General features: G+C 66.6%; 23 protein-coding genes. 19 read left to right on the top strand and 4 right to left on the bottom strand.

The window, feature by feature from the left end:
* Positions 1-63 precede the first annotated feature (63 nt).
* From CFB39_RS15245 to CFB39_RS15165, 17 genes are all read left to right on the top strand, one after another.
* Positions 64-507: an HIT family protein gene (locus tag CFB39_RS15245; protein WP_089426308.1), complete on the top strand. Its 444-nt coding sequence runs from the start codon at positions 64-66 to the stop codon at positions 505-507.
* Entirely contained in the window at positions 504-917 is a 414-nt protein-coding gene (locus CFB39_RS15240; RefSeq protein ID WP_089426307.1) for a gamma-butyrobetaine hydroxylase-like domain-containing protein, read from the top strand. Before CFB39_RS15245 ends, CFB39_RS15240 begins: the two co-directional genes overlap by 4 nt.
* 53 nt (positions 918-970) lie before the next feature.
* The gene (gene ubiE, locus CFB39_RS15235) at positions 971-1,702 is read left to right on the top strand and encodes a bifunctional demethylmenaquinone methyltransferase/2-methoxy-6-polyprenyl-1,4-benzoquinol methylase UbiE (protein ID WP_039360112.1); all 732 of its coding nucleotides are present in this window, start codon (positions 971-973) and stop codon (positions 1,700-1,702) included.
* A 41-nt stretch (positions 1,703-1,743) separates the two neighbouring features.
* Complete coding sequence (locus tag CFB39_RS15230) at positions 1,744-2,778, top strand: Tim44 domain-containing protein (RefSeq protein ID WP_089473544.1); 1,035 nt, start codon at positions 1,744-1,746, stop codon at positions 2,776-2,778.
* A gap of 163 nt (positions 2,779-2,941) precedes the next feature.
* Entirely contained in the window at positions 2,942-3,568 is a 627-nt protein-coding gene (locus tag CFB39_RS15225; RefSeq protein WP_069248831.1) for an SCP2 domain-containing protein, read from the top strand.
* Between the two features lie 13 nt (positions 3,569-3,581).
* Positions 3,582-5,159 carry a ubiquinone biosynthesis regulatory protein kinase UbiB gene (gene ubiB / locus CFB39_RS15220; RefSeq protein ID WP_089440995.1) on the top strand — a complete coding sequence of 526 codons (1,578 nt, stop codon included), beginning with the start codon at positions 3,582-3,584 and terminating at the stop codon, positions 5,157-5,159.
* Between the two features lie 17 nt (positions 5,160-5,176).
* Positions 5,177-5,803, top strand: a complete 627-nt coding sequence (locus tag CFB39_RS15215) for an SAM-dependent methyltransferase (RefSeq protein ID WP_089473543.1) — start codon at positions 5,177-5,179, stop codon at positions 5,801-5,803.
* A gap of 95 nt (positions 5,804-5,898) precedes the next feature.
* A complete protein-coding gene (locus CFB39_RS15210) occupies positions 5,899-6,246 on the top strand; it encodes an FmdB family zinc ribbon protein (RefSeq protein ID WP_089473542.1) in 348 nt (115 codons plus the stop codon).
* 61 nt (positions 6,247-6,307) lie between these two features.
* Positions 6,308-6,958: a DUF502 domain-containing protein gene (locus CFB39_RS15205; protein ID WP_069248829.1), complete on the top strand. Its 651-nt coding sequence runs from the start codon at positions 6,308-6,310 to the stop codon at positions 6,956-6,958.
* Positions 6,959-7,025: 67 nt separating this feature from the next.
* Positions 7,026-8,828, top strand: a complete 1,803-nt coding sequence (gene aspS / locus CFB39_RS15200; RefSeq protein ID WP_089473541.1) for an aspartate--tRNA ligase — start codon at positions 7,026-7,028, stop codon at positions 8,826-8,828.
* A 159-nt stretch (positions 8,829-8,987) separates the two neighbouring features.
* On the top strand, positions 8,988-9,482 hold the full coding sequence (gene nudB / locus CFB39_RS15195) for a dihydroneopterin triphosphate diphosphatase (protein ID WP_089426303.1): 495 nt from the start codon (positions 8,988-8,990) through the stop codon (positions 9,480-9,482).
* Positions 9,479-10,753, top strand: a complete 1,275-nt coding sequence (gene clsB / locus CFB39_RS15190; protein WP_089473540.1) for a cardiolipin synthase ClsB — start codon at positions 9,479-9,481, stop codon at positions 10,751-10,753. Before nudB ends, clsB begins: the two co-directional genes overlap by 4 nt.
* A 201-nt stretch (positions 10,754-10,954) precedes the next feature.
* A complete protein-coding gene (locus CFB39_RS15185) occupies positions 10,955-11,554 on the top strand; it encodes a TetR/AcrR family transcriptional regulator (protein ID WP_006751498.1) in 600 nt (199 codons plus the stop codon).
* Between the two features lie 58 nt (positions 11,555-11,612).
* Positions 11,613-13,400, top strand: a complete 1,788-nt coding sequence (locus tag CFB39_RS15180; RefSeq protein WP_089473539.1) for an acyl-CoA dehydrogenase C-terminal domain-containing protein — start codon at positions 11,613-11,615, stop codon at positions 13,398-13,400.
* Positions 13,401-13,513: 113 nt separating this feature from the next.
* Positions 13,514-15,949, top strand: coding sequence for a 3-hydroxyacyl-CoA dehydrogenase/enoyl-CoA hydratase family protein (locus tag CFB39_RS15175; RefSeq protein WP_046544448.1), 2,436 nt, complete (start codon positions 13,514-13,516; stop codon positions 15,947-15,949).
* A 27-nt stretch (positions 15,950-15,976) separates the two neighbouring features.
* Complete coding sequence (locus CFB39_RS15170; protein ID WP_039360089.1) at positions 15,977-17,176, top strand: acetyl-CoA C-acyltransferase; 1,200 nt, start codon at positions 15,977-15,979, stop codon at positions 17,174-17,176.
* A 93-nt stretch (positions 17,177-17,269) separates the two neighbouring features.
* Positions 17,270-18,037 (top strand): enoyl-CoA hydratase, encoded by a 768-nt coding sequence (locus CFB39_RS15165; protein ID WP_089473538.1) that lies wholly within the window; start codon positions 17,270-17,272, stop codon positions 18,035-18,037.
* 59 nt (positions 18,038-18,096) lie between these two features.
* Here CFB39_RS15165 and fdhD read toward each other — a convergent pair whose 3' ends face one another.
* Positions 18,097-18,939: a formate dehydrogenase accessory sulfurtransferase FdhD gene (fdhD, locus tag CFB39_RS15160; protein WP_373452732.1), complete on the bottom strand. Its 843-nt coding sequence runs from the start codon at positions 18,937-18,939 to the stop codon at positions 18,097-18,099.
* A gap of 117 nt (positions 18,940-19,056) precedes the next feature.
* On the opposite strand from fdhD, the gene CFB39_RS15155 reads away from it, so the two are divergent.
* Positions 19,057-19,539, top strand: a complete 483-nt coding sequence (locus CFB39_RS15155) for a nitrate reductase associated protein (protein ID WP_089426298.1) — start codon at positions 19,057-19,059, stop codon at positions 19,537-19,539.
* A 44-nt stretch (positions 19,540-19,583) separates the two neighbouring features.
* Here the strand turns inward: CFB39_RS15155 and CFB39_RS15150 are convergent, their stop codons facing one another.
* The gene (locus CFB39_RS15150) at positions 19,584-19,979 is read right to left on the bottom strand and encodes an acyl-CoA thioesterase (protein WP_041492954.1); all 396 of its coding nucleotides are present in this window, start codon (positions 19,977-19,979) and stop codon (positions 19,584-19,586) included.
* Between the two features lie 175 nt (positions 19,980-20,154).
* On the opposite strand from CFB39_RS15150, the gene CFB39_RS15140 reads away from it, so the two are divergent.
* Positions 20,155-22,026, top strand: coding sequence for an ABC transporter ATP-binding protein/permease (locus CFB39_RS15140; protein ID WP_046546241.1), 1,872 nt, complete (start codon positions 20,155-20,157; stop codon positions 22,024-22,026).
* A gap of 198 nt (positions 22,027-22,224) precedes the next feature.
* Here the strand turns inward: CFB39_RS15140 and murU are convergent, their stop codons facing one another.
* Together murU and CFB39_RS15130 are read right to left on the bottom strand one after the other, a co-directional pair.
* The gene (gene murU / locus CFB39_RS15135; protein ID WP_089473536.1) at positions 22,225-22,944 is read right to left on the bottom strand and encodes an N-acetylmuramate alpha-1-phosphate uridylyltransferase MurU; all 720 of its coding nucleotides are present in this window, start codon (positions 22,942-22,944) and stop codon (positions 22,225-22,227) included.
* Positions 22,945-22,975: 31 nt separating this feature from the next.
* A complete protein-coding gene (locus CFB39_RS15130) occupies positions 22,976-24,025 on the bottom strand; it encodes an aminoglycoside phosphotransferase family protein (protein ID WP_089473535.1) in 1,050 nt (349 codons plus the stop codon).
* Between the last annotated feature and the right edge of the window lie 122 nt (positions 24,026-24,147).

Genomic DNA, 24,147 nt, shown 5'->3' with positions numbered 1-24,147 from the left:
CCGGGCCAGGAATGAGCGGGCGCCGGCGCGGCAATGCCGGCGCCCGTCCACATGGGAGCGACGATGGAATGCGTGTTTTGCCGTGAAGACGGCGGCGAAGTGCTCTGGCAGGACGATGCGGTGCGTGTCGTCCTCGCGACGGGCGAGCACGACTACCCGGGCTTCTGCCGGGTGATCTGGGGCGCGCACGTGGCCGAATTCTCCGATCTCGGCGAACCGGAGCGGGCACATCTGATGCGCGTGGTCTACGCGGTCGAGCGGGCCGTGCGCCGCGTGATGCAGCCGAACAAGGTGAATCTCGCGAGCCTCGGCAACATGGTGCCGCACGTGCATTGGCACGTGATCCCGCGCTTTTCCAACGACGCACACTTCCCGCAGCCCGTATGGGCGCCGCGCCAGCGCAGCGTGTCCGAGGCGCTGCTGCGCTCGCGCGCAGCGCAGGCCTCGCTGCTGCACAATGCGGTGCGCGAGGAAATTCAACGCATGACCGATTCGAGGCAGCCATGAGCGGTTTGACTTCCACGACGCCGATTCCGTCCGGCGTCGTCGTGCACGCGGTATCGCGCGTGCTCGAATTGCAGTACCCGAACGGCGACAGTTTCCGGATTCCGTTCGAGCTGATGCGCGTGTATTCGCCGTCGGCCGAGGTGCGCGGCCACGGGCCCGGCCAGGAGACGCTGCAGACGGGCAAGCGCGAAGTGACGATCACCGCGCTTGAGGGCGTCGGCCACTACGCGCTGCAGCCGACGTTTTCCGACGGCCATTCGACCGGCATCTACTCGTGGGACCTGCTGTACGAGCTGGCCACGCAGCAGGACGCGCTGTGGCGCGACTATTTCGACAAACTGAAGGCGGCGGGCGTCGAGCGCGATGCCCCGATGCCGGCGGCGAACGCGTCGCACGGCCACTGCCACTGAAATTCGACGGCGCCCGCTCGGCGCCGTCTTGCCATTTACTGAGGATCAACGCGATGAGCAAAACCCACTTCGGCTTCGAAAGCGTCGAGGAAAACGAAAAAGCGAAGAAAGTGGCGGGTGTGTTCCATTCGGTCGCGAGCAACTACGATCTGATGAACGACCTGATGTCGGCGGGCATGCACCGTGCGTGGAAGGCGTTCACGATCGCGCAGGCGAACGTGCGCCCCGGCTTCAAGGTGCTCGACTTGGCGGCCGGCACCGGCGACCTGACCCGGTCGTTCGCGAAGGCGGCCGGGCCGACCGGCGAGGTCTGGCATACGGACATCAACGAATCGATGCTGCGCGTCGGCCGCGACCGGCTGCTCGACAAGGGCATCGTGACGCCGTCGCTGCTGTGCGACGCGGAGAAAATTCCCTTTCCGGACAACTACTTCGATGTGGTCACGGTCGCGTTCGGGCTGCGCAACATGACGCACAAGGATGCCGCGCTGGCCGAGATGCGCCGCGTGACGAAGCCCGGCGGCCGCGTGATGGTGCTGGAGTTCTCGAAAGTCTGGGATCCGCTGAAAAAAGCGTACGATCTGTATTCTTTCAAAGTATTACCGTGGCTTGGCGACAAGTTCGCGAAAGATGCCGAAAGTTACCGGTATCTTGCCGAATCTATTCGGATGCACCCCGATCAGGACACGCTGAAGACGATGATGGAACAAGCGGGCCTCGATGCCGTCAAATATTACAATTTGTCAGGTGGCGTGGTAGCTTTACACATGGGAGCCAAGTATTAAGGGGCTCTTTCCATACATTTGTCTTACATCTGGAGAAACTGATGTTCGAATCGCGTTCGTTGTTCAACCGTAGCAAGCCGTCGAAGCCGTGGGCTCGACGGGTCGGCACGCTGCTGATGGTCGGCCTGCTCACGGCCGGCACGTTCGCATCGCTCGACGCCGAAGCCAAGCGCATGGGCGGCGGGCGCAGCATCGGCCGCCAGAACTCCACGGTCACGCAGCGCCAGGCCACGCCGCCCGCGCAGCAGCCGATGCAGCAGGCCGCGCCGTCGCAGGCGCAGCGCGCGAATCCGGCCGCACCCGCGCCGGCCGCGCAGCCCAACCGCTCGCGCTGGCTCGGGCCGATCGCCGGCCTCGCGGCCGGTCTCGGCATCGCGGCGCTGCTGTCGCACTTCGGCCTGGGCGGCGCATTCGCGAGCATGATGGCGAACGTCATCGTGATCGCGCTGCTCGCGGCGGTCGGCATCTGGCTGGTCCGCAAGTTCATGAACCGCCGTCGTCCGCAGGAGCCGGCGTATTCGGTCGGCGGCTCGGCGTCGTCGTCGGGCGGCTACTCGCAAAGCCCGTCGTTCCAGCAGGGCGGCACCGGCAGCAACTACTCGGGTAGCGGCAGCAGCTACGCGAACGAAGCGCAAGGCGTGTTCGGCGGCGGGGCCGCGGCCACCGGCGCGGCAGCGGCTGCTGCGGCAGCACCGCTCCAGGTGCCGGCCGGCTTCGACACCGAAGCGTTCCTGCGCAGCTCGAAGGTCTATTTCGTGCGCCTGCAGGCCGCGTGGGACCAGGGCAACCTGGCCGACATCCGCGAGTTCACGACGCCGGAAATGTTCGCCGAGATCAAGATCGACCTCGATTCGCGCGGCAACGAGTCGAACCAGACCGACGTCGTGCAGCTCGACGCGGAACTGGTCGCGATCGAGGATCGCGGCATCGAGCAGTCGGCGAGCGTGCGCTTCCACGGCCTGATTCGCGAATCGGCGAATGCATCGGCCGCGCCGTTCGACGAGGTGTGGAACCTGTCGAAGTCGGGCAGTCAGGGCTGGCTGCTCGCGGGCATCCAGCAGATCAACACGCACTGAGCGTGACCGGCGGCCCGCGCCGCCGGCACCCGGGCGACGGCCGCCGCACTGCGACCGCTTGCCGCCCGGGTGTGCGGTCAGGCACGGTCTGCCGACGATCCGACGTTACAATAGAAACCCGCGTGGGCGCCCGGCCTGCGCGGGTTTTTTCTTTCCCAGCCCGATGACCTTTGCCGCCAAGCCTTTTGCTGCTGCTGTCAATCACCTGCTCGCCCGCGAATCGTGGGCGCGCGACCGCCTGATTCCCTATTCGGGCAAGACTGCCCGGATCGACGTGCCCCCGGTGACGCTGACGTTGCTGGTGCAGCCCGACGGCTATCTGTCGGCCGTCGACGCGCACGATGCGCAACAGGTCGACGTGTCGATCGCGCTTGCCGGCGACACGGTCGCCGCGTTCCTGCAGGGCGGCCAGGCGGCCGTGATGAAGCACGTGAAGATCGAGGGCGACGCGGAGTTCGCCACGCAGATCGCGAAGCTGGCCGAGCACCTGCGCTGGGAGCCTGAGGAAGATCTCGCGAAGCTGGTCGGCGACGCGGCGGCATACCGGATCGCGACGGTCGTGCGCGACGCCGGCGCGCGCGCGCGCCGCACCGGCCGCAACGTGCTCGATTCCGTCGCCGAATACTGGCTCGACGAGAACCCGCAAGTCGTCCGGCGCGCGTCGCTCGGCGGCTTCGACGCCGAACTGGCGCGCGCACGCGATGCGCTCGCACGGGTCGAAAAGCGGGTCGAGCGACTCGAACAAAAAATCGGCGCGCGCACGGGTTCCGGCCCGCGCGGCGCGCACTGAGGGGCCGCAGGGCATGCGCATTTTCCGTTTCATCAAGATTGTCTACACCGTCATCCGCTTTGGTCTCGACGAAGTGATGCTGTCCCGGATCGACGACCGGCGCGTGAAGCTGCTGTTGCGGATCACGACGATCGGCCGCCGCTATTCCGATCCGCCTGCCGTGCGGCTGCGTCACGCGCTCGAAAGCCTCGGCCCGATCTTCGTGAAGTTCGGCCAGGTGCTGTCGACGCGCCGCGACCTGCTGTCGGTCGATTTCGCGAACGAACTCGCGAAGCTGCAGGATCAGGTGCCGCCGTTCGATTCGGCGGTCGCGATCGGGATCATCGAGAAGTCGCTCGGTGCGCCGGTCGACGAGCTGTTCGACGAATTCGAGCGCGAGCCGGTCGCGAGCGCGTCGATCGCGCAGGTGCATTTCGCGAAGCTCAAGCAGGGCCAGCACGCGGGCAAGGCCGTCGCCGTCAAGGTGCTGCGCCCGAACATGCTGTCCGTGATCGATTCCGACCTCGCGCTGATGCGCGACATCGCGATCTGGACCGAGCGCATGTGGGCCGACGGCCGGCGCCTGAAGCCGCGCGAGGTCGTCGCCGAATTCGACAAGTACCTGCACGACGAGCTCGACCTGATGCGCGAGGCCGCCAACGGCAGCCAGCTGCGCCGCAACTTCGCGGGCCTCGACCTGCTGCTCGTGCCCGAAATGTTCTGGGATTTCTCGACGTCGCAGGTGCTCGTGATGGAGCGCATGACCGGCGTGCCGATCAGCCAGGTCGAGACGCTGCGTTCGGCCGGCGTCGACATCAAGAAGCTCGCGCGCGAAGGCGTCGAGATCTTCTTCACGCAGGTGTTCCGAGACGGCTTCTTCCACGCGGACATGCACCCGGGCAACATCCAGGTGAGCCTCGATCCGAATACGTTCGGCCGCTACGTCGCGCTCGATTTCGGGATCGTCGGCGCGCTGTCCGATTTCGACAAGAACTACCTCGCGCAGAACTTCCTCGCGTTCTTCAAGCGCGACTACCACCGCGTCGCGACGCTTCACCTCGAGTCGGGCTGGGTGCCGCCCGAAACGCGCGTCGAGGAACTCGAAAGCGCGATCCGCGCGGTGTGCGAGCCGTATTTCGACCGCGCGCTGAAGGACATCTCGCTCGGCCAGGTGCTGATGCGGCTGTTCTCGACGTCGCGCCGCTTCAACGTCGAGATCCAGCCGCAGCTCGTGCTGCTGCAGAAGACGATGCTGAACGTCGAGGGCCTCGGCCGTTCGCTCGATCCCGAGCTCGACCTGTGGAAGACCGCGAAGCCGTACCTCGAGCGCTGGATGACCGAGCAGATTGGCCTGCGCGGCTGGTACGAGCGCTTCAAGGTCGAGGCGCCGCAGTGGAGCAAGACGCTGCCGCAACTGCCGCGCCTGATCCATCACGCGATGGCCGCGCGCCATGATGCGCCGCGTGCCGCGAGCGAAGAGTTGATGCGCCAGATCCTCGTCGAGCAGAAGCGGACGAACCGGCTGATGCAGGCGCTGCTGATCTTCGGCCTTGCCGTCGGCGTCGGGGCGCTCGTCGCGCGTGTGCTGCTGGCGCTCACGTACGGCACATGACCGAAAGGAGCAGGGCGATGTCCGATCCGAAGCAACCCGCTACACCGTCAGCCGCCGATTTCGCGACGCGCGATCCTGGCAACGCATCGTTCTGGGACGAACGTTTCGAGCGTGGCGTGACGCCGTGGGAATTCGGCGGCGTGCCTGAGGGGTTCCGCGTGTTCGCGCATCGGCTCGAGCCGTGCTCGGTGCTGATTCCCGGCTGCGGCAGTGCGCAGGAAGCCGGGTGGCTGGCCGAAGCCGGCTGGCCCGTGCGGGCGATCGATTTCGCCGCGCAGGCGGTGGCGGCCGCGAAGGCGCAGCTCGGCACACATGCGGGCGTCGTCGAGCAGGCCGATTTCTTTACGTACCGGCCGCCGTTCGACGTGCAGTGGGTGTACGAGCGCGCGTTCCTGTGCGCGCTGCCGCCGGCCATGCGTGCCGGCTATGCGGCGCGCATGGCCGAGCTGTTGTCTGCGGATGGATTGCTGGCCGGCTATTTCTTCCTGATGGCGAAACCGAAGGGGCCGCCGTTCGGAATCGAGCGTGCCGAACTCGATGCGCTGCTCACGCCGCACTTCGAGCTGATCGAGGATTTGCCCGTGACCGATTCGCTCGCGGTGTTCGAAGGACACGAGCGCTGGCTCACGTGGCGTCGCCGCTGATGCGCGGGTGTCGCGGCCATTGCCGGAGCGCGGCAGGGTTTCGGCTATAATTCAAGGTTTTGCAAGCCGTTTCCAGTTTCCGCGGGAAAAATATCATGCCGATCTACGCCTATCGATGCGAAGCGTGTGGCTTCGCGAAGGACGTGCTCCAGAAGATGAGCGACGCGCCGCTGTCGCAGTGCCCGGAATGCGGGAAGGATGCATTTCGCAAGCAGGTCACTGCCGCGGGCTTCCAACTGAAGGGTTCGGGTTGGTATGTCACCGATTTCCGTGGCGGTTCGGGCGGCACCAGCGCGCCGGCAACGGCATCGGGCGACGCAGCCCCGGCTGCATCGACGGAAGCCGCGCCTGCCGCGACCGCGCCGGCTGCATCGAGCAGTTCCGAAAGCACGACGACGAGCGCGGCGCCCGCCCCGGCTGCAGCGCCCGCCGCCAGCAGTTGACCGTCGCGGCCCGGCCGGGCTGCGACCAACCCGCGCCGCCGGCGCGGTTCATTGACGGCAGATGATGAAAAAGACGACCCTGAAATCGGTGTTTCTGACCGGCCTGCTGGTTCTCGTCCCGCTCGCGATCACGCTGTGGGTGCTTGGTCTCATCATCGGCACGATGGACCAGACCCTGCTCCTGTTGCCCGAATCGTGGCAGCCCGAGCGGATGCTCGGCTTCCATCTGCCGGGGATCGGCGCGGTGCTGACGCTCGCGTTCATCTTCGTCGTCGGGCTGGCCACGCAGAACTTCATCGGCCAGAAGCTCGTCACGTGGTGGAACGCCGTGGTGCGTCACATCCCGGTCGTCGGGCCGATCTACACGAGCGTCAAGCAGGTGTCGGACACGCTGCTGTCGAGCAGCGGCAACGCGTTCCGCAAGGCGCTGCTGATCGAATACCCGCGTCGCGGCTCGTATACGATCGCGTTTCTGACCGGCACGCCGGGCGGCGACGTGCTCAATCATCTGACGGAAGAATACGTGAGCGTCTATATCCCGACGACGCCGAACCCGACGTCGGGCTTCTTCCTGATGCTGCCGAAGAGCGAAGTCATCGAACTCGACATGTCGGTCGATGCCGCGCTCAAGTACATCGTCTCGATGGGCGTGGTGGCGCCCCCGGCGCCGGCTCCGGCGCCTGCACGCCGCCCCGTCGAGCCGCCGCTGTAAGTAAAGAATCATCGCCCGGGCCGCGCGTTGCGGCGCCCGTTGATCAAACCGAACGAAAGCAAACATCATGTCGATGCGTACTGAATACTGCGGTCTCGTGACCGAACACCTGCTGGGCCAAACCGTGTCGCTGTGCGGCTGGGTGCAGCGCCGCCGCGATCACGGCGGTGTGATCTTCATCGACCTGCGCGATCGTGAAGGCCTCGTGCAGGTGGTGTGCGACCCGGATCGCGCGGAAATGTTCGCGACCGCCGAAGGCGTGCGCAACGAGTTCTGCGTGCAGATCAAGGGCCTCGTGCGCAACCGTCCGGACGGCACGGTCAACGCCGGCCTGAAGAGCGGCAAGATCGAGGTGCTGTGCCACGAACTGAACGTGCTGAACGCGTCGGTCACGCCGCCGTTCCAGCTCGACGACGACAACCTGTCGGAAACGACGCGTCTCACGCACCGCGTGCTCGACCTGCGCCGCCCGCAGATGCAGCACAACCTGCGCCTGCGCTACCGCGTGGCGATCGAAGCGCGCAAGTACCTCGACGAGCAGGGCTTCATCGACATCGAAACGCCGATGCTGACGAAGAGCACGCCGGAAGGCGCGCGCGACTATCTCGTGCCGTCGCGCGTGAACGCGGGCCAGTTCTTCGCGCTGCCGCAGTCGCCGCAGTTGTTCAAGCAGCTGCTGATGGTCGCGAACTTCGACCGTTACTACCAGATCACCAAGTGCTTCCGCGACGAAGACCTCCGTGCCGACCGTCAGCCGGAATTCACGCAGATCGACTGCGAAACGTCGTTCCTCGGCGAGCAGGAAATCCGTGACCTGTTCGAAGACATGATCCGTCACATCTTCAAGACGACGATCGACGTCGAGCTCGACGCGAAATTCCCGGTGATGCCGTACTCGGAAGCGATGGCGCGTTTCGGTTCGGACAAGCCGGACCTGCGCGTGCAGCTCGAATTCACCGAGCTGACCGACGCGATGAAGGACGTCGACTTCAAGGTGTTCAGCACGCCGGCCAACGCGAAGGACGGCCGTGTCGCGGCACTGCGCGTGCCGAAGGGCGGCGAGCTGTCGCGCGGCGACATCGACGGCTACACCGAATTCGTGCGCATCTACGGCGCGAAGGGTCTCGCATGGATCAAGGTCAACGAGAAGGCGAAGGGCCGTGACGGCCTGCAGAGCCCGATCGTCAAGAACCTGCACGACGCATCGATCGCGGCGATCCTCGAGCGCACCGGCGCGCAAGACGGCGACATCATCTTCTTCGCGGCCGACCGCGCGAAGGTCGTCAACGACAGCCTCGGCGCGCTGCGCCTGAAGATCGGCCATTCGGAATTCGGCAAGGCGAACGGCCTCGTCCAGGCCGGCTGGAAGCCGCTGTGGGTCGTCGACTTCCCGATGTTCGAATACGACGACGAAGATGCGCGCTACGTCGCGGCTCACCACCCGTTCACCAGCCCGAAGGACGAGCATCTCGAGTACCTCGAGACGGATCCGGGCCGTTGCCTCGCGAAGGCCTACGACATGGTGCTGAACGGCTGGGAAATCGGCGGCGGCTCGGTGCGTATCCACCGCGAGGAAGTGCAGAGCAAGGTGTTCCGCGCGCTGAAGATCGGTGCGGAAGAAGCGCAGCTCAAGTTCGGCTTCCTGCTGGACGCGCTGCAGTACGGCGCGCCGCCGCACGGCGGTATCGCATTCGGTCTCGACCGCATCGTCACGATGATGGCCGGCGCCGATTCGATCCGCGACGTGATCGCGTTCCCGAAGACGCAGCGTGCGCAGGATCTGCTCACGCAGGCGCCGAGCCCGGTCGACGAGCGTCAGCTGCGCGAACTGCACATCCGTCTGCGTCAGCCGGAACAGCCGAAGGCGTAACGCGCTTCGTACCCGGTCGTGTGTGCGTTCGCGCGCACACGACGCACATGAAAAAGGCGCAGCGATGCGCCTTTTTCGTTTTTTGCGGTACAGTCGCAGCACTTGCCGCCCGTTCGGAGCATTTGCCCGGCACGCGGCCCTGTGCTGCATGAAACAAAGATGACGAAGCCGCCGAAAATCCCCGAATCCGTTCTTGTCGTGATCTACACGCCCGACCTCGATGTGCTCGTGATCAAGCGTGCCGACCAGCCTGATTTCTGGCAATCGGTGACCGGCTCGAAGGACGCGCTCGACGAGCCGCTCGCGCTCACCGCCGCGCGCGAAGTGGTCGAAGAGACCGGCATCGCGGTCGGCACGCCGGACGTGCCGGCGAGCGCGCTCGTCGACTGGCGCCACAAGATCGAATACACGATCTATCCGCAATACCTGCACCGCTACGCCCCGGGCGTCACGCGCAACGTCGAGCACTGGTTCGGCCTGTGCGTGCCGCATCGCGTCGACGTGACGCTGTCGCCGCGCGAGCATGTCGACCATGCGTGGCTGCCGTTCCGCGAGGCGGCCGCGCGCTGTTTCTCGCCGTCGAACGCCGAGGCGATCCTGCAACTGCCCGCGCGCGTGGCACTGTCGCGCGCGCCGCACGGCTCGTCCGCATGACGGCGGAAGCCCGCAAGCGCTTCGCGCAATTGCGGCAGATGTTCCTGCAGGAACGCGGTTCCGCGTCGCGGCTCGCCTTCACGTCGGGCAATACCGTGCGATTGTGCGAGACCGGCGGCGAGTTCTTCCGGGCGCTGATCGAGCGGATCGATGCCGCCCGCGAGCAGGTGATGCTCGAAACCTACATCTTCTGCGACGACGCGGCCGGCCGGCCGGTGTCGGATGCGCTGATCCGCGCGGCGCAGCGCGGCGTGCGCGTGCGCGTGATCACCGACGGCATCGGCACCGCACGCCTGCCGTTGTTCGACACGTGGGTGGCAGCCGGCGTCGAGCACTGCATCTACAACCGTTACCTGTTCGGCCGCTTCGGCTTCTCGCGCACGCATCGCAAGCTCGCGGTGATCGATCACGCGGTCGCGTTCTGCGGCGGCATCAACATCGTCGACGACTACACGCAGGGCAGCGCGACGCTGCCGTTTCCGCGCTGGGATTTCGCGGTCGAGATGGCCGGGCCCGCGGTGTCCGACGTGCGTGCCGCGTTCGAGTTGCAGTGGCACCGGATCCAGTTCGGCCACAAGCCGTACGCGCAGTACGCGGCCGGGCTGCACGGCGGCGAAGCGTTCCCCGACATGTTCCGGCGCTGGATGCGCAGCCATCGATGGATCAAGGCCGGCGCACTGCGGGTCGTGACCGAGCCGAGCGTCGCGTTCGTCGCGCGCGACAACGTCGTGAACCGCCGCGCGATCGAGAAGGCGTATCTCGCGGCGATCGGCCAGGCGCGCCAGCGGATCCTGCTCGCGAATCCGTATTTCATGCCGGGCCGCAAGCTGCGCCGCGCGCTGACGGGCGCGGCCCGCCGCGGCGTCGACGTGCAGGTGCTGATCGGTCGCAAGGAATTCACGGCGCTCGATACGGCCGTGCCGTTCCTGTATCACTCGCTGTTGCGGGCGGGCGTGCGCGTGGCCGAATACGACAAGACGATCCTGCACGGCAAGGTCGCCGTGATCGACGACAACTGGGCGACGGTCGGCTCGTCGAACCTGGACGCGCTGAGCCTGATGCTGAACAATGAAGCGAACGTCGTGCTGGTGCGCTACGATGCAGTGACGAACCAGTTGCGCGACGCGATCGCGACCGCGTTCGCAGAAGGCCGGGAGATCGATGCCGCGCGCTACGCCGCGCGCCCGCGCATCGAGCGGCTGCTGAACTGGCTTGCGTACAACACGTACCGCCTCGTGATGAAGGCGCTGACGGTCGGCGGTTACGACTGAACGCAGACTAAGTATTCGCTTCAAAAAATCTGTCCGCACGTTCGTGCGGAAAAGCCGCTCCGGTCCCGCCGGAATCGCGCAAAATAGCGGCTCGGTTAGACACCGGTTTCTAATAATTTCCTTGTTTCGCGAGCGGCCGCACTCAATAATAGTACGGCCGTTCGATTTTATTCGAACCCCCGAACGGTTACAGAAATAGCTATGCGAAAAGGCGAACAGACGCGTGCCGCGATACTTGAAGCTGCTTTGGACCTCGCCAGCCGTGACGGGCTGGAGGGGCTGACGATCGGCCTGCTGGCCGAGCGCATGCAGATGAGCAAGAGCGGTGTGTTCGCGCACTTCGGATCGCGTGAGGACCTGCAGGTCGAGGTCGTCCGCGAGTATCACCATCGTTTCGAAAACGAGGTGTTCTTTCCGAGCCTGCGCGAGCCGCGAGGCTTGCCGCGCCTTCGGGCGATGCTGGCCCGCTGGACGGAGAAGCGCATCCAGGAGGTGACGACCGGATGCATCTACATCAGCGGTGCGGTCGAGTATGACGACCGGCCTGACAGCCCCGTGCGCGAGCAGTTGATCGCAAGCGTGACGGCCTGGCGTGCCGCGATGCTGCGTGCCATTTCGCAGGCGAAGGAAGAAGGCCATCTGCGTGCGGATACGGATCCGGACCTGATGCTCTTCGAGTTGTACAGCTTCACGCTCGGCCTGCATCACGACGCCCGCTTCCTGCATTCGCCGGATGCCGTGCGCCTCACGTGGGCCGCGCTGGAAAAGACGATTGTTTCGTATCAGAGCGAGAGCCGTTAGCGGCGCGTGATCCGCCCGCCAGGAGCTCGAGCCGTTTTGCCCACCTTTGGAGAGAGTCATGGGACAGTACGCCGCGCCGCTGCGCGACATGCAATTCGTGTTGCACGAGCTTCTGAACGTCGAAGCCGAAGTCAAGCAAATGCCCAAGCATGCGGACCTCGACGCCGACACGATCAACCAGGTCCTCGAGGAAGCGGGCAAGTTCTGCTCCGAGGTGCTGTTCCCGCTGAACCAGGTCGGCGATCGCGAAGGCTGCACGTATGAAGGCGACGGCGTCGTGAAGACCCCGACCGGCTTCAAGGAAGCCTACCAGCAGTATGTCGAGGCCGGCTGGCCGGCGCTCGGCTGCGATCCGGACTACGGCGGCCAGGGCCTGCCCGCGTTCGTGAACAACGCGCTCTACGAAATGCTGAACTCGGCGAACCAGGCCTGGACGATGTATCCGGGCCTGTCGCACGGCGCCTACGAGTGCCTGCACGCACACGGCGCGCCGGAACTGCAGCAGCGCTACCTGCCGAAGCTCGTGACGGGCGAATGGACCGGCACGATGTGCCTGACCGAGCCGCACTGCGGCACCGACCTCGGCATCCTGCGCACCAAGGCCGAACCCAACGGCGACGGCTCGTACTCGATCAGCGGCACGAAGATCTTCATTTCGAGCGGCGAGCACGACATGTCGAGGAACATCATCCACCTCGTGCTCGCGCGCCTGCCGGACGCGCCGCAGGGCACCAAGGGGATCTCGCTGTTCATCGTGCCGAAGTTCATCCCCGACGCAGCCGGCGAGCCGGGCGAGCGCAACGGCATCAAGTGCGGCTCGATCGAGCACAAGATGGGCATCCACGGCAATTCGACGTGCGTGATGAACCTCGACGGCGCGACGGGCTGGATGGTCGGCGAGCCGAACAAGGGCTTGAACGCGATGTTCGTGATGATGAATGCCGCGCGCCTCGGCGTCGGCATGCAGGGCCTCGGCCTCACGGAAGTCGCGTACCAGAACTCGCTCACCTATGCGAAGGAGCGCCTGCAGATGCGCTCGCTGACGGGCCCGAAGGCACCGGACAAGCCGGCCGACCCGATCATCGTGCATCCGGACGTGCGCCGCATGCTGCTCACGCAGAAGGCCTACGCCGAAGGCGCGCGCGCATTCACGTACTGGTCCGCGCTGCAGATCGACAAGGAGCTGTCGCACGGTGACGAAGCGGTGCGCAAGGAAGCGGCCGACCTCGTCGCGCTGCTCACGCCGATCATCAAGGCGTTCCTGACCGACAACGCGTTCGAGTCGACCAACCACGCGATGCAGATCTACGGCGGTCACGGCTTCATCTCCGAGTGGGGCATGGAGCAGTACGTGCGCGACGCGCGGATCAACATGATCTATGAAGGCACGAACTCGATCCAGTCGCTCGACCTGCTGGGCCGCAAGGTGCTCGGCGACATGGGCGCGAAGCTGAAGAAGTTCGGCAAGCTCGTCACGGAATTCGCGGAAGCCGAAGGCGTGAAGCCGGAAATGGCCGAGTTCATCAACCCGCTCGCCGACATCGGCGACAAGGTGCAGAAGCTGACGATGGAAATCGGCATGAAGGCGATGCAGAACCCGGACGAAGTCGGCGCTGCCGCCGTGCCGTACCTGCGCACCGTCGGCCACCTGGTGTTCTCGTACTTCTGGGCGCGCATGGCGCGCCTCGCACTCGACAAGGAAGCGTCGGGCGATCCGTTCTACAAGTCGAAGCTCGCCACCGCTCGCTTCTACTTCGCGCGCCTGCTGCCCGAGACGGCGTCGACGATCCGCGCGGCGCGCGCCGGTTCGAAGACGCTGATGGAAGTCGACGAATCGCTGTTCTGACGCGAGTCCGGGCGGGGCGCACCGCGCGCCGCCCGAACGCAACGGTTCCTGGTACTCACTTCGCCGTGCAGCCCCCACCTCCCGCGCTGCACGACACTATCCGGAGACATCCCGTGAGCAATTTCCTGATTCGCAAGGTCGCCGTGCTGGGCGCCGGCGTGATGGGCGCGCAGATCGCCGCGCACCTCATCAACGCGCGCGTGCCGGTGCTGCTGTTCGACCTGCCGGCCAAGGAAGGCCCGAAAAACGCGATCGCGCTGAAGGCGATCGAGAACCTGAAGAAGCTGTCGCCCGCGCCGTTCGGCGTGAAGGACGACGCAAAGTACCTCGAGGCAGCGAACTACGAAGACGACATCGCGAAGCTCGCCGAGTGCGACGTCGTGATCGAGGCGATCGCCGAGCGGATGGACTGGAAGCACGACCTGTACAAGAAGGTCGCGCCGCACATCGCGCCGAACGCGATCTTCGCGACCAACACGTCGGGCCTGTCGATCACGAAGCTGTCCGAAGGGTTCTCGGACGAGCTGAAGTCGCGCTTCTGCGGCGTGCACTTCTTCAACCCGCCGCGCTACATGCACCTCGTCGAGCTGATCCCGACCGCGCATACGCGCCCGGAGATCCTCGACCAGCTCGAAACCTTCCTGACGAGCATCGTCGGCAAGGGCGTCGTGCGCGCGAAGGACACGCCGAACTTCATCGCGAACCGCGTCGGCATCTTCTCGATCCTCGCGGTGATCACCGAGGCCGCGAAGTTCGGCCTGCGCTTCGACGAAGTCGACGACCTGACGGGCAGCCGCCTCGGCCGCGCGAAGTCGGCGACGTTCCGCACCGCGGACGTGGTCGGCCTCGACACGATGGCGCACGTGATCAAGACGATGCAGGACAACCTCGCCGACGATCCGTTCTTCCCGGTCTACCAGACGCCTGCCGTGCTCGCCGAACTGGTGAAGCAGGGCGCGCTCGGCCAGAAGACGGGCGGCGGTTTCTACAAGAAGGAAGGCAAGGCGATCAAGGTGCTCGACGCGAAGACGGGCACCTATGTGGATTCGGGCGCGAAGGCGGACGAAACCGTCGGCCGCATCCTGAAGCGTCCGCCGGCGGAACGCCTGAAGCTGCTGCGTGAAACGGACCATCCGCACGCGCAGTTCCTGTGGTCGATCTTCCGCGACGTGTTCCACTACATCGGCGTGCATCTCGAATCGATCGCCGACAACGCGCGCGACGTCGACCTCGCGATCCGCTGGGGCTTCGGCTGGAACGAAGGCCCGTTCGAAGGCTGGCAGGCTGCCGGCTGGAAGCAGGTCGCCGAGTGGGTGCAGGAAGACATCGCGGCCGGCAAGGCGCTCGCGAACGTGCCGCTGCCGTCGTGGGTGCTCGAAGGCGCGGTGGCGGAGAAGGGCGGCGTGCACACGGCCGAAGGTTCGTGGGCGCCGGCAGCGAAGCGCTTCGTGCCGCGTTCGGACCTCGCGGTCTACGACAAGCAGGTATTCCGTGCGCCGCTGCTCGGCGAAGCCGGTGCCGATCCGAAGACGTACGGCAAGACGCTGTTCGAGACCGATGCCGTGCGTGCATGGGTCGACGACCGTGCGGGTGAAGACGACGTCGTGATCGTGTCGTTCAAGTCGAAGATGAACACGATCGGACCGAGCGTGATCGACGGCCTCGTGCAGGCGATCGAACTCGCGGAGAAGGACTACAAGGGCGTCGTGATCTGGCAGCCGACGTCGCTGAAGCTCGGCACGCCGGGCGGCCCGTTCTCGGCCGGTGCGAACCTCGAAGAGGCGATGCCCGCGTTCATGATGGGCGGCGCGAAGGGCATCGAGCCGTTCGTGAAGAAGTTCCAGGAAGGCATGCTGCGCGTGAAGTACGCGAACGTGCCGGTCGTTGCAGCCGTGTCGGGCATCGCGCTCGGCGGCGGGTGCGAGCTGATGCTGCACAGCGCGAAGCGCGTCGTGCACGTCGAGAGCTACATCGGTCTCGTCGAAGTGGGCGTCGGCCTCGTGCCGGCGGGCGGCGGCCTGAAGGAAGCCGCGCTGCGCGCAGCGGATGCCGCAACGGCCGCGAACGCGACCACCGACATCCTGAAGTTCGTCACGAAGTCGTTCGAGAACGCGGCGATGGCGAAGGTGTCGGCGTCCGCGCACGATGCCCGTGCGATGGGCTACGTGAAGCCGTCCGACACGATCATCTTCAACGTGTTCGAACTGCTCGACACCGCGAAGAAGGAAGCGCGCGCGCTGGCCGCGACCGGCTACCGCGCACCGCTGCGCGCGAAGGACGTGCCGGTCGCCGGCCGTTCGGCGATCGCGACGATCAAGGCATCGCTCGTCAACATGCGTGACGGCCGCTTCATCAGCGATCACGACTACCTGATCGCGAGCCGCATCGCCGAAGCCGTGTGCGGCGGCGACGTCGAAGCCGGCAGCCTGGTCGACGAGCAGTGGCTGCTCGCGCTGGAGCGCCGTGCGTTCGTCGAGCTGCTCGGCACGCAGAAGACGCAGGAACGGATCATGGGCATGTTGCAGACCGGCAAGCCGGTGCGTAACTGAGCGAGCGGATAAGGCAAGGAGTCTCAAATGAGCAAACAATTGCAAGACGCATACATCGTCGCCGCCAGCCGCACGCCGATCGGCAAGGCCCCGCGCGGTGTCTTCAAGAACACGCGCCCGGACGAGCTGCTGGTCCACGCGCTCAAGTCGGCGGTGGCGCAGGTGCCCGGCTTCGACACGAAGCTGATCGAAGACGCGATCATCGGCTGCGCGATTCCGGAAGCCGAGCAGGGCCTGAACGTCGCGCGCATGGGCGCGCTGCTCGCAGGCCTGCCGCAGACGGTCGGCGGCGTGACGGTCAACCGTTTCTGCGCGTCGGGCATCACGGCGCTGGCGATGGCGGCCGACCGCATCCGCGTCGGCGAATCGGACGCGATCTTCGCGGGCGGCTGCGAATCGATGAGCATGGTGCCGATGATGGGCAACAAGCCGTCGATGTCGCCGCACATCTTCGATCGCAACGAAGACTTCGGCATCGCGTACGGGATGGGCCTGACGGCCGAGCGCGTCGCGGAGCAGTGGAAGGTGAGCCGCGAAGACCAGGACGCGTTCTCGGTCGAGTCGCACCGCAAGGCGCTTGCCGCCCAGCAGGCCGGCGAGTTCAACGACGAGATCGCCGCGTACACGATCACCGAGCGTTTCCCGAACCTCGCGACCGGTGAAGTCGACGTGAAGACGCGCGAGATCAAGCTCGACGAAGGTCCGCGCGCCGATACGTCGATCGAAGGCCTCGCGAAGCTGCGCACGGTGTTCGCGAACAAGGGCTCGGTCACGGCCGGCAACAGCTCGCAGACGTCGGACGGCGCGGGCGCGCTGCTCGTGGTGTCGGAGAAGGTGCTCAAGGAATTCAACCTGACGCCGCTCGCGCGCTTCGTGAGCTTCGCGGTGCGTGGCGTGCCGCCGGAAATCATGGGCATCGGCCCGAAGGAAGCGATTCCGGCCGCGCTGAAGGCTGCCGGCCTGAAGCAGGACGATCTCGACTGGATCGAGCTGAACGAAGCGTTCGCCGCGCAATCGCTGGCGGTGATGCGCGATCTCGGCCTCGACCCGTCGAAGGTCAACCCGATGGGCGGCGCGATCGCACTCGGCCACCCGCTTGGCGCGACCGGCGCGATCCGCGCGGCGACCGTCGTGCACGGCCTGCGCCGCCGCAACCTGAAGTACGGGATGGTCACGATGTGCGTCGGCACCGGCATGGGCGCCGCGGGCATCATCGAACGCCTGTAAGCGGAGCACGACGACAAGCTGCGACGGTGCGCGGGCCACGAGCTCGCGCACCGTTTTTTTCATTCCGATAGAGGAAAGTCAAAGGAGACGGTTGTGGCCGAAATTCAAGTGGAACGCGCCGATGGCGTGATGACGATCACGATCGCGCGCCCGGCGAAGAAGAACGCGCTGACGGCGGCGATGTACCAGACGATGGCCGATGCCCTCGCCGAAGCGCAGGAAGACAAGGCGGTTCGCGTGATCCTGCTGCGCGGTGGCGACGGCAATTTCACCTCGGGGAACGATCTCGAGGATTTCCTGAAGTCGCCGCCGAAGGACGACACCGCGCCGGTGTTCCAGTTTCTCGCGCGGATCAGCAGCGCGAGCAAGCCGATCGTGGCCGCGGTGCCGGGCCTGGCGATCGGTGTCGGCGTGACGATGCTGCTGCACTGCGATCTGGTCTACGCGGCCGACACCGCGACGTTCTCGCTGCCGTTCACGCAGCTCGGGCTGTGCCCGGAAGCCGCGTCGAGCGCGCTGCTGCCGCGTCTGGCCGGCCATCAGGTCGCGGCCGAGAAGCTGCTGCTCGGCGAAGCGTTCGACGCGCCGGAAGCACACCGGATCGGCATCGTCAACCGCGTGCTGCCGGCGGCCGAGCTCGACGCGTTCGCGGCGAAGCAGGCGGCAAAGCTCGCGGCGCTGCCGGCGGCATCGCTGCGTGTGACGAAGGCGCTGCTGAAGGATACGGGCGGGGTGGCGACACAGGCGCGGATGGCCGAGGAAGCGGGCCACTTCGCCACGATGCTGCGCGCGCCGGAAGCGCGCGAGGCGATGACGGCGTTCTTCGAGAAGCGCAAGCCGGATTTCCGTCAGTTCGACTGACCGTCTGACGGAGCAGGGCGCGCCGGCAGCGAACTGCCGGCGCGCTCCCGCGATCGCGATCAGGCCGTGCCGTAGTCGACGTGGCCGGTTTCGCGGCAGAAGCTGACGAGCCGCAAGCCGGCCGCTTTCGCGATCTCGATCGCGAGCGATGACGGCGCGGAGATCGTCGCCACCAGCGGAATGCCGACCCGTGCGGCCTTGCGCACGAGCTCGTAGCTCGCGCGGCTCGACAGGAACACGAAGCCGTCGGTCGCGTCGGCGCGCGACAGCACGAGCGAGCCGATCAGCTTGTCGAGTGCGTTGTGGCGGCCGACGTCCTCGAATGCCATCTGGATCGCGCCTGTTGCGTCGCACCACGCGGCCGCATGCAGGCCGCCCGTGAGCCGCGTGAGCGCCTGGTGAACCGGCAGCGCCTGCGCCGCACGCGTCAGCGCGTCGGGGGCGAGGCGGGCGAGAAAGCCCGTATCGGGCACGCGTTCGGGCGCGAGGTCGAGCAGGTCGATGCTTTCGATTCCGCAGACGCCGCAGCCGGTACGCCCCGCGAGCGCACGGCGCCGGTCCTTCAGAGCGGCGAACGCCCGCTGGACGACCTCCAGGTGGACTTCCGCATGCGGCAGCGGCGCGTCGGTGTGCAGGATCACCTCGATGTCCTTGATGTCGCTGCCGCGCGCGACGATCCCTTCCGAGATCGCGAAACCGACCGCGAACGCTTCGAGGTCGCACGGCGTACACATCATCACCGCATGCGAGATGCCGTTGAAGACGAGCGCGACGGGCCATTCCTGCCCGACGTAGTCGTGTGCGGTTTCGACGGTGCCGCCGCGCGTGCGGCGCACGGACAGTTCGATCGCGCCGCGCGGTTCGTCGCGCAGGTCGCCGGATTCGGTCGGATTCACGAGCACTCCCGTTGATTCGGCGCGCGGGGCCGGCGGCAATCGTATCCGCCACCCGCGCGCAGAGGTTCTAAAATACCCCAGGCAAGCCGGCCGCGCCGGTATCCGCCACATCAGGTAACGATCATGGGACTCAGCGACGCTCCACTGCTATTCGCCTTCGAACACGCTTCGTCGGAAAACTTCACGTACATCCCGATGATCGTGCGTTTCAATCTCGACCGTTTCGGTCTGCGGATCTCACTGGAGCAGTGGCAGTTGCTGCCGCTCGAGGACCGCAAGCTGCTCGCGCGCTTTCCGGCCGACGAGGACACCGCGATCGAGCCCAACTTCGATCACGCGCTGTTCGAAATGCTGCGTACGCACGCGGATCTGGAGCCCTCGTGGTTCCAGCCGGACGAGCAGCCGGCCTGGCGTGCCACCGACATCGTGCCGGAGTCGCTCGTGCAGCAGAGCGCACTGGCCGGGCTGATGGCGCCCGAGCTCGCGCAGTGGCAGCGGCTCGCGCCGTTCCAGCGCTACGTGCTGGTGAAGCTGTCGCGCAAGCCGAAGCTGAACCACGATTTCCTGCCCGCGATGCGGGAGTTCGGGCTGACGGCCACGCACTGAGGTGGCCGCAGGCAGGGAAAGCGCCGCCGTGCGGCGCTCGCCCGTCAGAGCGGCGGCAGTTGCCGCGGCTTGCGGTCAGTGCCGGTCGCGACGTAGGTGAGCGTCGCTTCGGTGACCTTGACGACTTCACCCATCAGGCGCATGCGCTGCGCGTACACCTCGACGTCGACCGTGATCGACGTGTTGCCGGTACGCGTGATGGTCGCGTAGAAGCTCAGCAGATCGCCGACGAACACCGGCTGCTTGAACACGAACGAATTGACCGCGACCGTCGCGACGCGACCGTTCGCGCGCTGGCTCGCGGGGATCGAGCCGGCGATGTCGACCTGCGACATGATCCAGCCGCCGAATACGTCGCCGTGGACGTTCGCGTCGTGCGGTTGCGGGACGACGCGCAGCGCGGGCTGCTTTTGCGGGAGTTCGAGGGTCGAATCGGTCATGGCGGGGGCTTTCATCCTGTAATAATTACGCCGCCGCGCGCAGGCCGGCCGGCGGGGGCGCCGGCAGCGGCGCGAGGCGGCTTCTGCGACAATACAACGTTCGCAAATTGTACGAGAAAGTGAGCGAGCCGGCCGCCGATGCACGCGTCCGGCACCGCCGCCGATCCTTCCCCCCATGCGCCGATTTCCTGCTTCCGGCGAGCCCGCGCCGGCTTCGACCGGGCCCCGCAACGACTGGCAAACCATCCGGTCGCTGCTGCCGTACCTGACCACCTACAAATGGCGCGTCGCCCTCGCGCTCGGCTGCCTGATCGGCGCGAAGGTCGCGAACCTCGGCGTGCCGGTCGTGATGAAGCGCATCGTCGACCACCTGTCCTACGTCCAGCAGATCACCGCGATCGGCCGCGCCGAGCAGTCGGCCGGCATCGTGCTCGCGGGCGGCGTGGGGCTGCTGGTCGTCGCGTATGCGCTCGTGCGGCTGTCCACTTCACTGTTTACCGAGCTGCGCGAGATCCTGTTCTCGAAGGTCACCGAGAGCGCGGTGCGCCAGCTCGCGTTGCAGGTGTTCCGGCACCTGCACGGGCTGTCGCTGCGGTTTCACCTGGAGCGCCAGACCGGCGGCATGTCGCGCGACATCGAGCGCGGCACGCGCGGCATCCAGCAGCTGATTTCGTATTCGCTGTACAGCATCCTGCCGACGCTCGTCGAGGTCGGGCTCGTGCTCGGCTTCTTCGTGGTCAAGTACGAGGCCTATTACGCGTACGTGACGTTCGCGGCGCTGGTCACCTACATCGTGTTCACGGTGAAGGTCACCAACTGGCGCACGCATTTCCGCCGCACGATGAACGAACTCGATTCGCGTGCGAACTCGCGGGCGATCGATTCGCTGATCAACTACGAGACGGTCAAGTATTTCGGCAACGAGGAGTGGGAAGCGCAGCGCTACGACGAGAACCTGAAGCGCTACCGGAAAGCCGCGATCCGTTCGCAGAATTCGCTGTCGGTGCTGAACTTCGGCCAGCAGGCGATCATCGGCACGGGGCTCGTGTTCATCCTGTGGCGTGCGACGCAGGGCGTGCTCGCGGGCAAGCTGACGCTCGGCGACCTGGTGCTGATCAACACGTTCATGCTGCAGCTGTACATTCCGCTCAACTTTCTCGGTGTCGTCTATCGCGAGCTGAAGCAGAGCCTGACCGACATGGATCGCATGTTCGGGCTGCTGTCGGCCGCGAAGGAAGTGGCCGATTTGCCCGATGCGCGGCCGCTCGCGGTGGCCGGCGCGCAGGTGCGCTTCGAGCACGTGAATTTCGCGTACGAGCCGGCGCGGCAGATCCTGCACGACGTGTCGTTCACGATCGATGCGGGCACGACGACCGCGGTGGTCGGCCACAGCGGCTCCGGGAAGTCGACGCTGTCGCGGCTGCTGTTCCGCTTCTACGATCTCGACCGGCAGGCGGGCGGCGCGATCCGGATCGACGGCCAGGACATCCGCGACGTCACGCAGGACTCGCTGCGCGCGTCGATCGGGATCGTGCCGCAGGACACCGTGCTGTTCAACGACTCGATCTACTACAACATCGCGTACGGCCGGCCGACCGCGACCCGCGACGAGGTGATCGCGGCCGCGCGTGCCGCGCACATCCACGATTTCATCGAAAGTTTGCCGAAGGGCTATGACACGCCGGTCGGCGAGCGGGGGCTGAAGTTGTCGGGCGGCGAGAAGCAGCGCGTCGCGATCGCGCGCACGCTGTTGAAGAACCCGCCGGTGCTGCTGTTCGACGAAGCGACGTCGGCGCTCGATTCGCGCTCGGAGCGCGCGATCCAGCACGAACTCGACCAGATCGCGCGGCATCGCACGACGCTCGTGATCGCGCACCGGCTGTCGACGGTCGTGCACGCGCAGCAGATCCTGGTGATGGACCACGGGCGGATCGTCGAGCGCGGCACGCACGACGAACTCGTGCGCGCCGACGGGTTGTATGCGCAGATGTGGGCGCTGCAGCAGCAGCGCGCGGCGGCGGGCGGGGAAGAGGCGGAAGCCGCGTGAGCGGCGGGGCTGCGCGCGGGGCGCGCGCAGCAGGACGGGGCACGTTTGATGGGCGGGAGCCGGCCCGGCATGGTGGTTCGACAGGCGCCGGGCCCTTTGATCAGTCAGGTCAACGCGGCCAGTTCGCCGGTCAGCCAGCTAGCCCACCCGTCAGCTAACCGGCCGTTTGATCATTCAGCCCGAGGGCCCGTCAGCCGGTCACTCCACGGCGCGCAGCCGAGCATCCAGCTCGCCGAGTTGCGCGGGCGTGCCGACGTTCTCCCAGATACCTTCATACAGTTCGCCGCTCGCGCGGCCGGCCTCGATCGCCGCGCGATAGTACGGCGTCAGCGCGCGCCGCGTGCCGGGCGCGAGATCGCGGAACATCCGCGTGTCGTACAGGCCGATGTTGCCGAACGTGAAGCGCGCGGCGCCGTCGAGCGCAAGGCGGCCGTGGTCGCCGAGCGCGAAGTCGCCCGCCGGGTGGAACGGCGGGTTCGGCACCATCACGAGGTGCATCGCCGGCGTATCGAGCGCGGCCATCCGGGCGGCGCGCGGCGCGAGCGACCGGTAGTCGAACGCGCAGTAGACGTCGCCGCTGACCGCCGCGAACACGGCCGGCTGCCCGTCGCGCTCGAGCAGCGGCAACGCCTGCGCGATGCCGCCCGCGGTTTCCAGCGCTTCGCCTTCGGCCGAATACACGAGCCGCACGCCCCAGCGCGAACCGTCGCCGAGCGCAGCCTCGATCTGCTCGCCGAGCCACGCGTGGTTGATCACGATCGTCTCGATGCCCGCGCGGGCGAGCGCCTCGATCTGCCACACGATCAGCGGCTTGCCGCCCGCTTCGAGCAGCGGCTTCGGGCGGGTGTCGGTGAGCGGGCGCATCCGTTCGCCGCGCCCGGCGGCGAAGATCATCGCCGTGGTCAGGGTGTTGCTCATGTTCGGCCGGGTGTCAGGAGAGTCGGAACGATCAGAAGGTATAGCCCACGTCGGCCGGCGCGTTGCCCTCGAGCTCGTCGAGCAGCTTCGCGAACGGCACGAGCGGGCGATAGCGCAGCGCGACCTTGCGCGCATACGCGATGAAGCGGGGCAGGTCGTTCAGGTAGTGCGGCTTGCCGTCACGGTAATTGATACGCGCGAACAGGCCGAGCACCTTGATGTGGCGCTGCAGCCCCATCCATTCGAGCTGGCGGTAGAACTCGCCGAAATCGGGGTCGACCGGCAGGCCGGCCTTTTTTGCCTTTTCCCAGTAGTACGCGAAGCAGTCGAGCTCGAACTCCTCGTCCCAGCTGATGAAGGCGTCGCGCAGCAGCGACACGACGTCGTACGTCAGCGGCCCGTAGACGGCATCCTGGAAATCGAGGATGCCCGGGTTGGGCGCGCACACCATCAGGTTGCGCGGCATGAAATCGCGCAGCATGAAACCCTGCGGCTGCGCGTGCGCGCTGGCGACCAGCAGCGCGAAGGTGCGGTCGAGCGTGCCGCGCATCGCGTCGGTGACCGGCTTGCCGAGGTGGCGGCCGACGAACCATTCGGGCATCAGCTCCATCTCGCGGCGCAGGAATGCCTCGTCGAACGGCGGCAGCACGTCGGGCTTCGACGTGAGCTGGAAGCGGATCAGCGCGTCGAGCGCCGCGCGCATCAGCGGTTTTGCGGCGGCCGGGTCGGCCGGATCGAGCACCGAGATGTACGACGTGCGGCCGAGATCGGTCACGAGCATGAAGCCCGCGTCGAAATCGTGGGCCAGCACGTCCGGCACGTGGTCGCCGGACGCGGCGAGCAGTTGCGCGACCTGGACGAATTCACGGCACTTTTCGGGCGGCGGCGCGTCGACGGCGATCAGCGTGCCGCCGGCGCTCGTGGCCGACGCGACACGGAAATAGCGGCGGAAACTGGCGTCCGACGAGGCGGGCGCGAGGGTCGACAGGTCGAGCGCATAGCGTTCGGCGAGCGGGTGCAGCCACGCGGTGAGCGCTTCGAGGCGGGCGTCGGGCTGGGATACGGCGGATGGGGGCGTCATGAAACTCGGCGGAGGGGGGAACGTCTTGCCATATAATACCCCACGACTTTTTTGACGCGCCCCGCGTCAGCTTTCCGCCGTGCAGGCCCGCCGCCTGTCGCGCGGTCGCCCGAACGCCTCCC

The organism is Burkholderia sp. AU6039 (genome assembly GCF_002223365.1).
Classification (GTDB): domain Bacteria; phylum Pseudomonadota; class Gammaproteobacteria; order Burkholderiales; family Burkholderiaceae; genus Burkholderia.
Note: the sequence above shows the minus strand (reverse complement) of the source record. Positions and strands in the feature narration are given on the sequence as shown.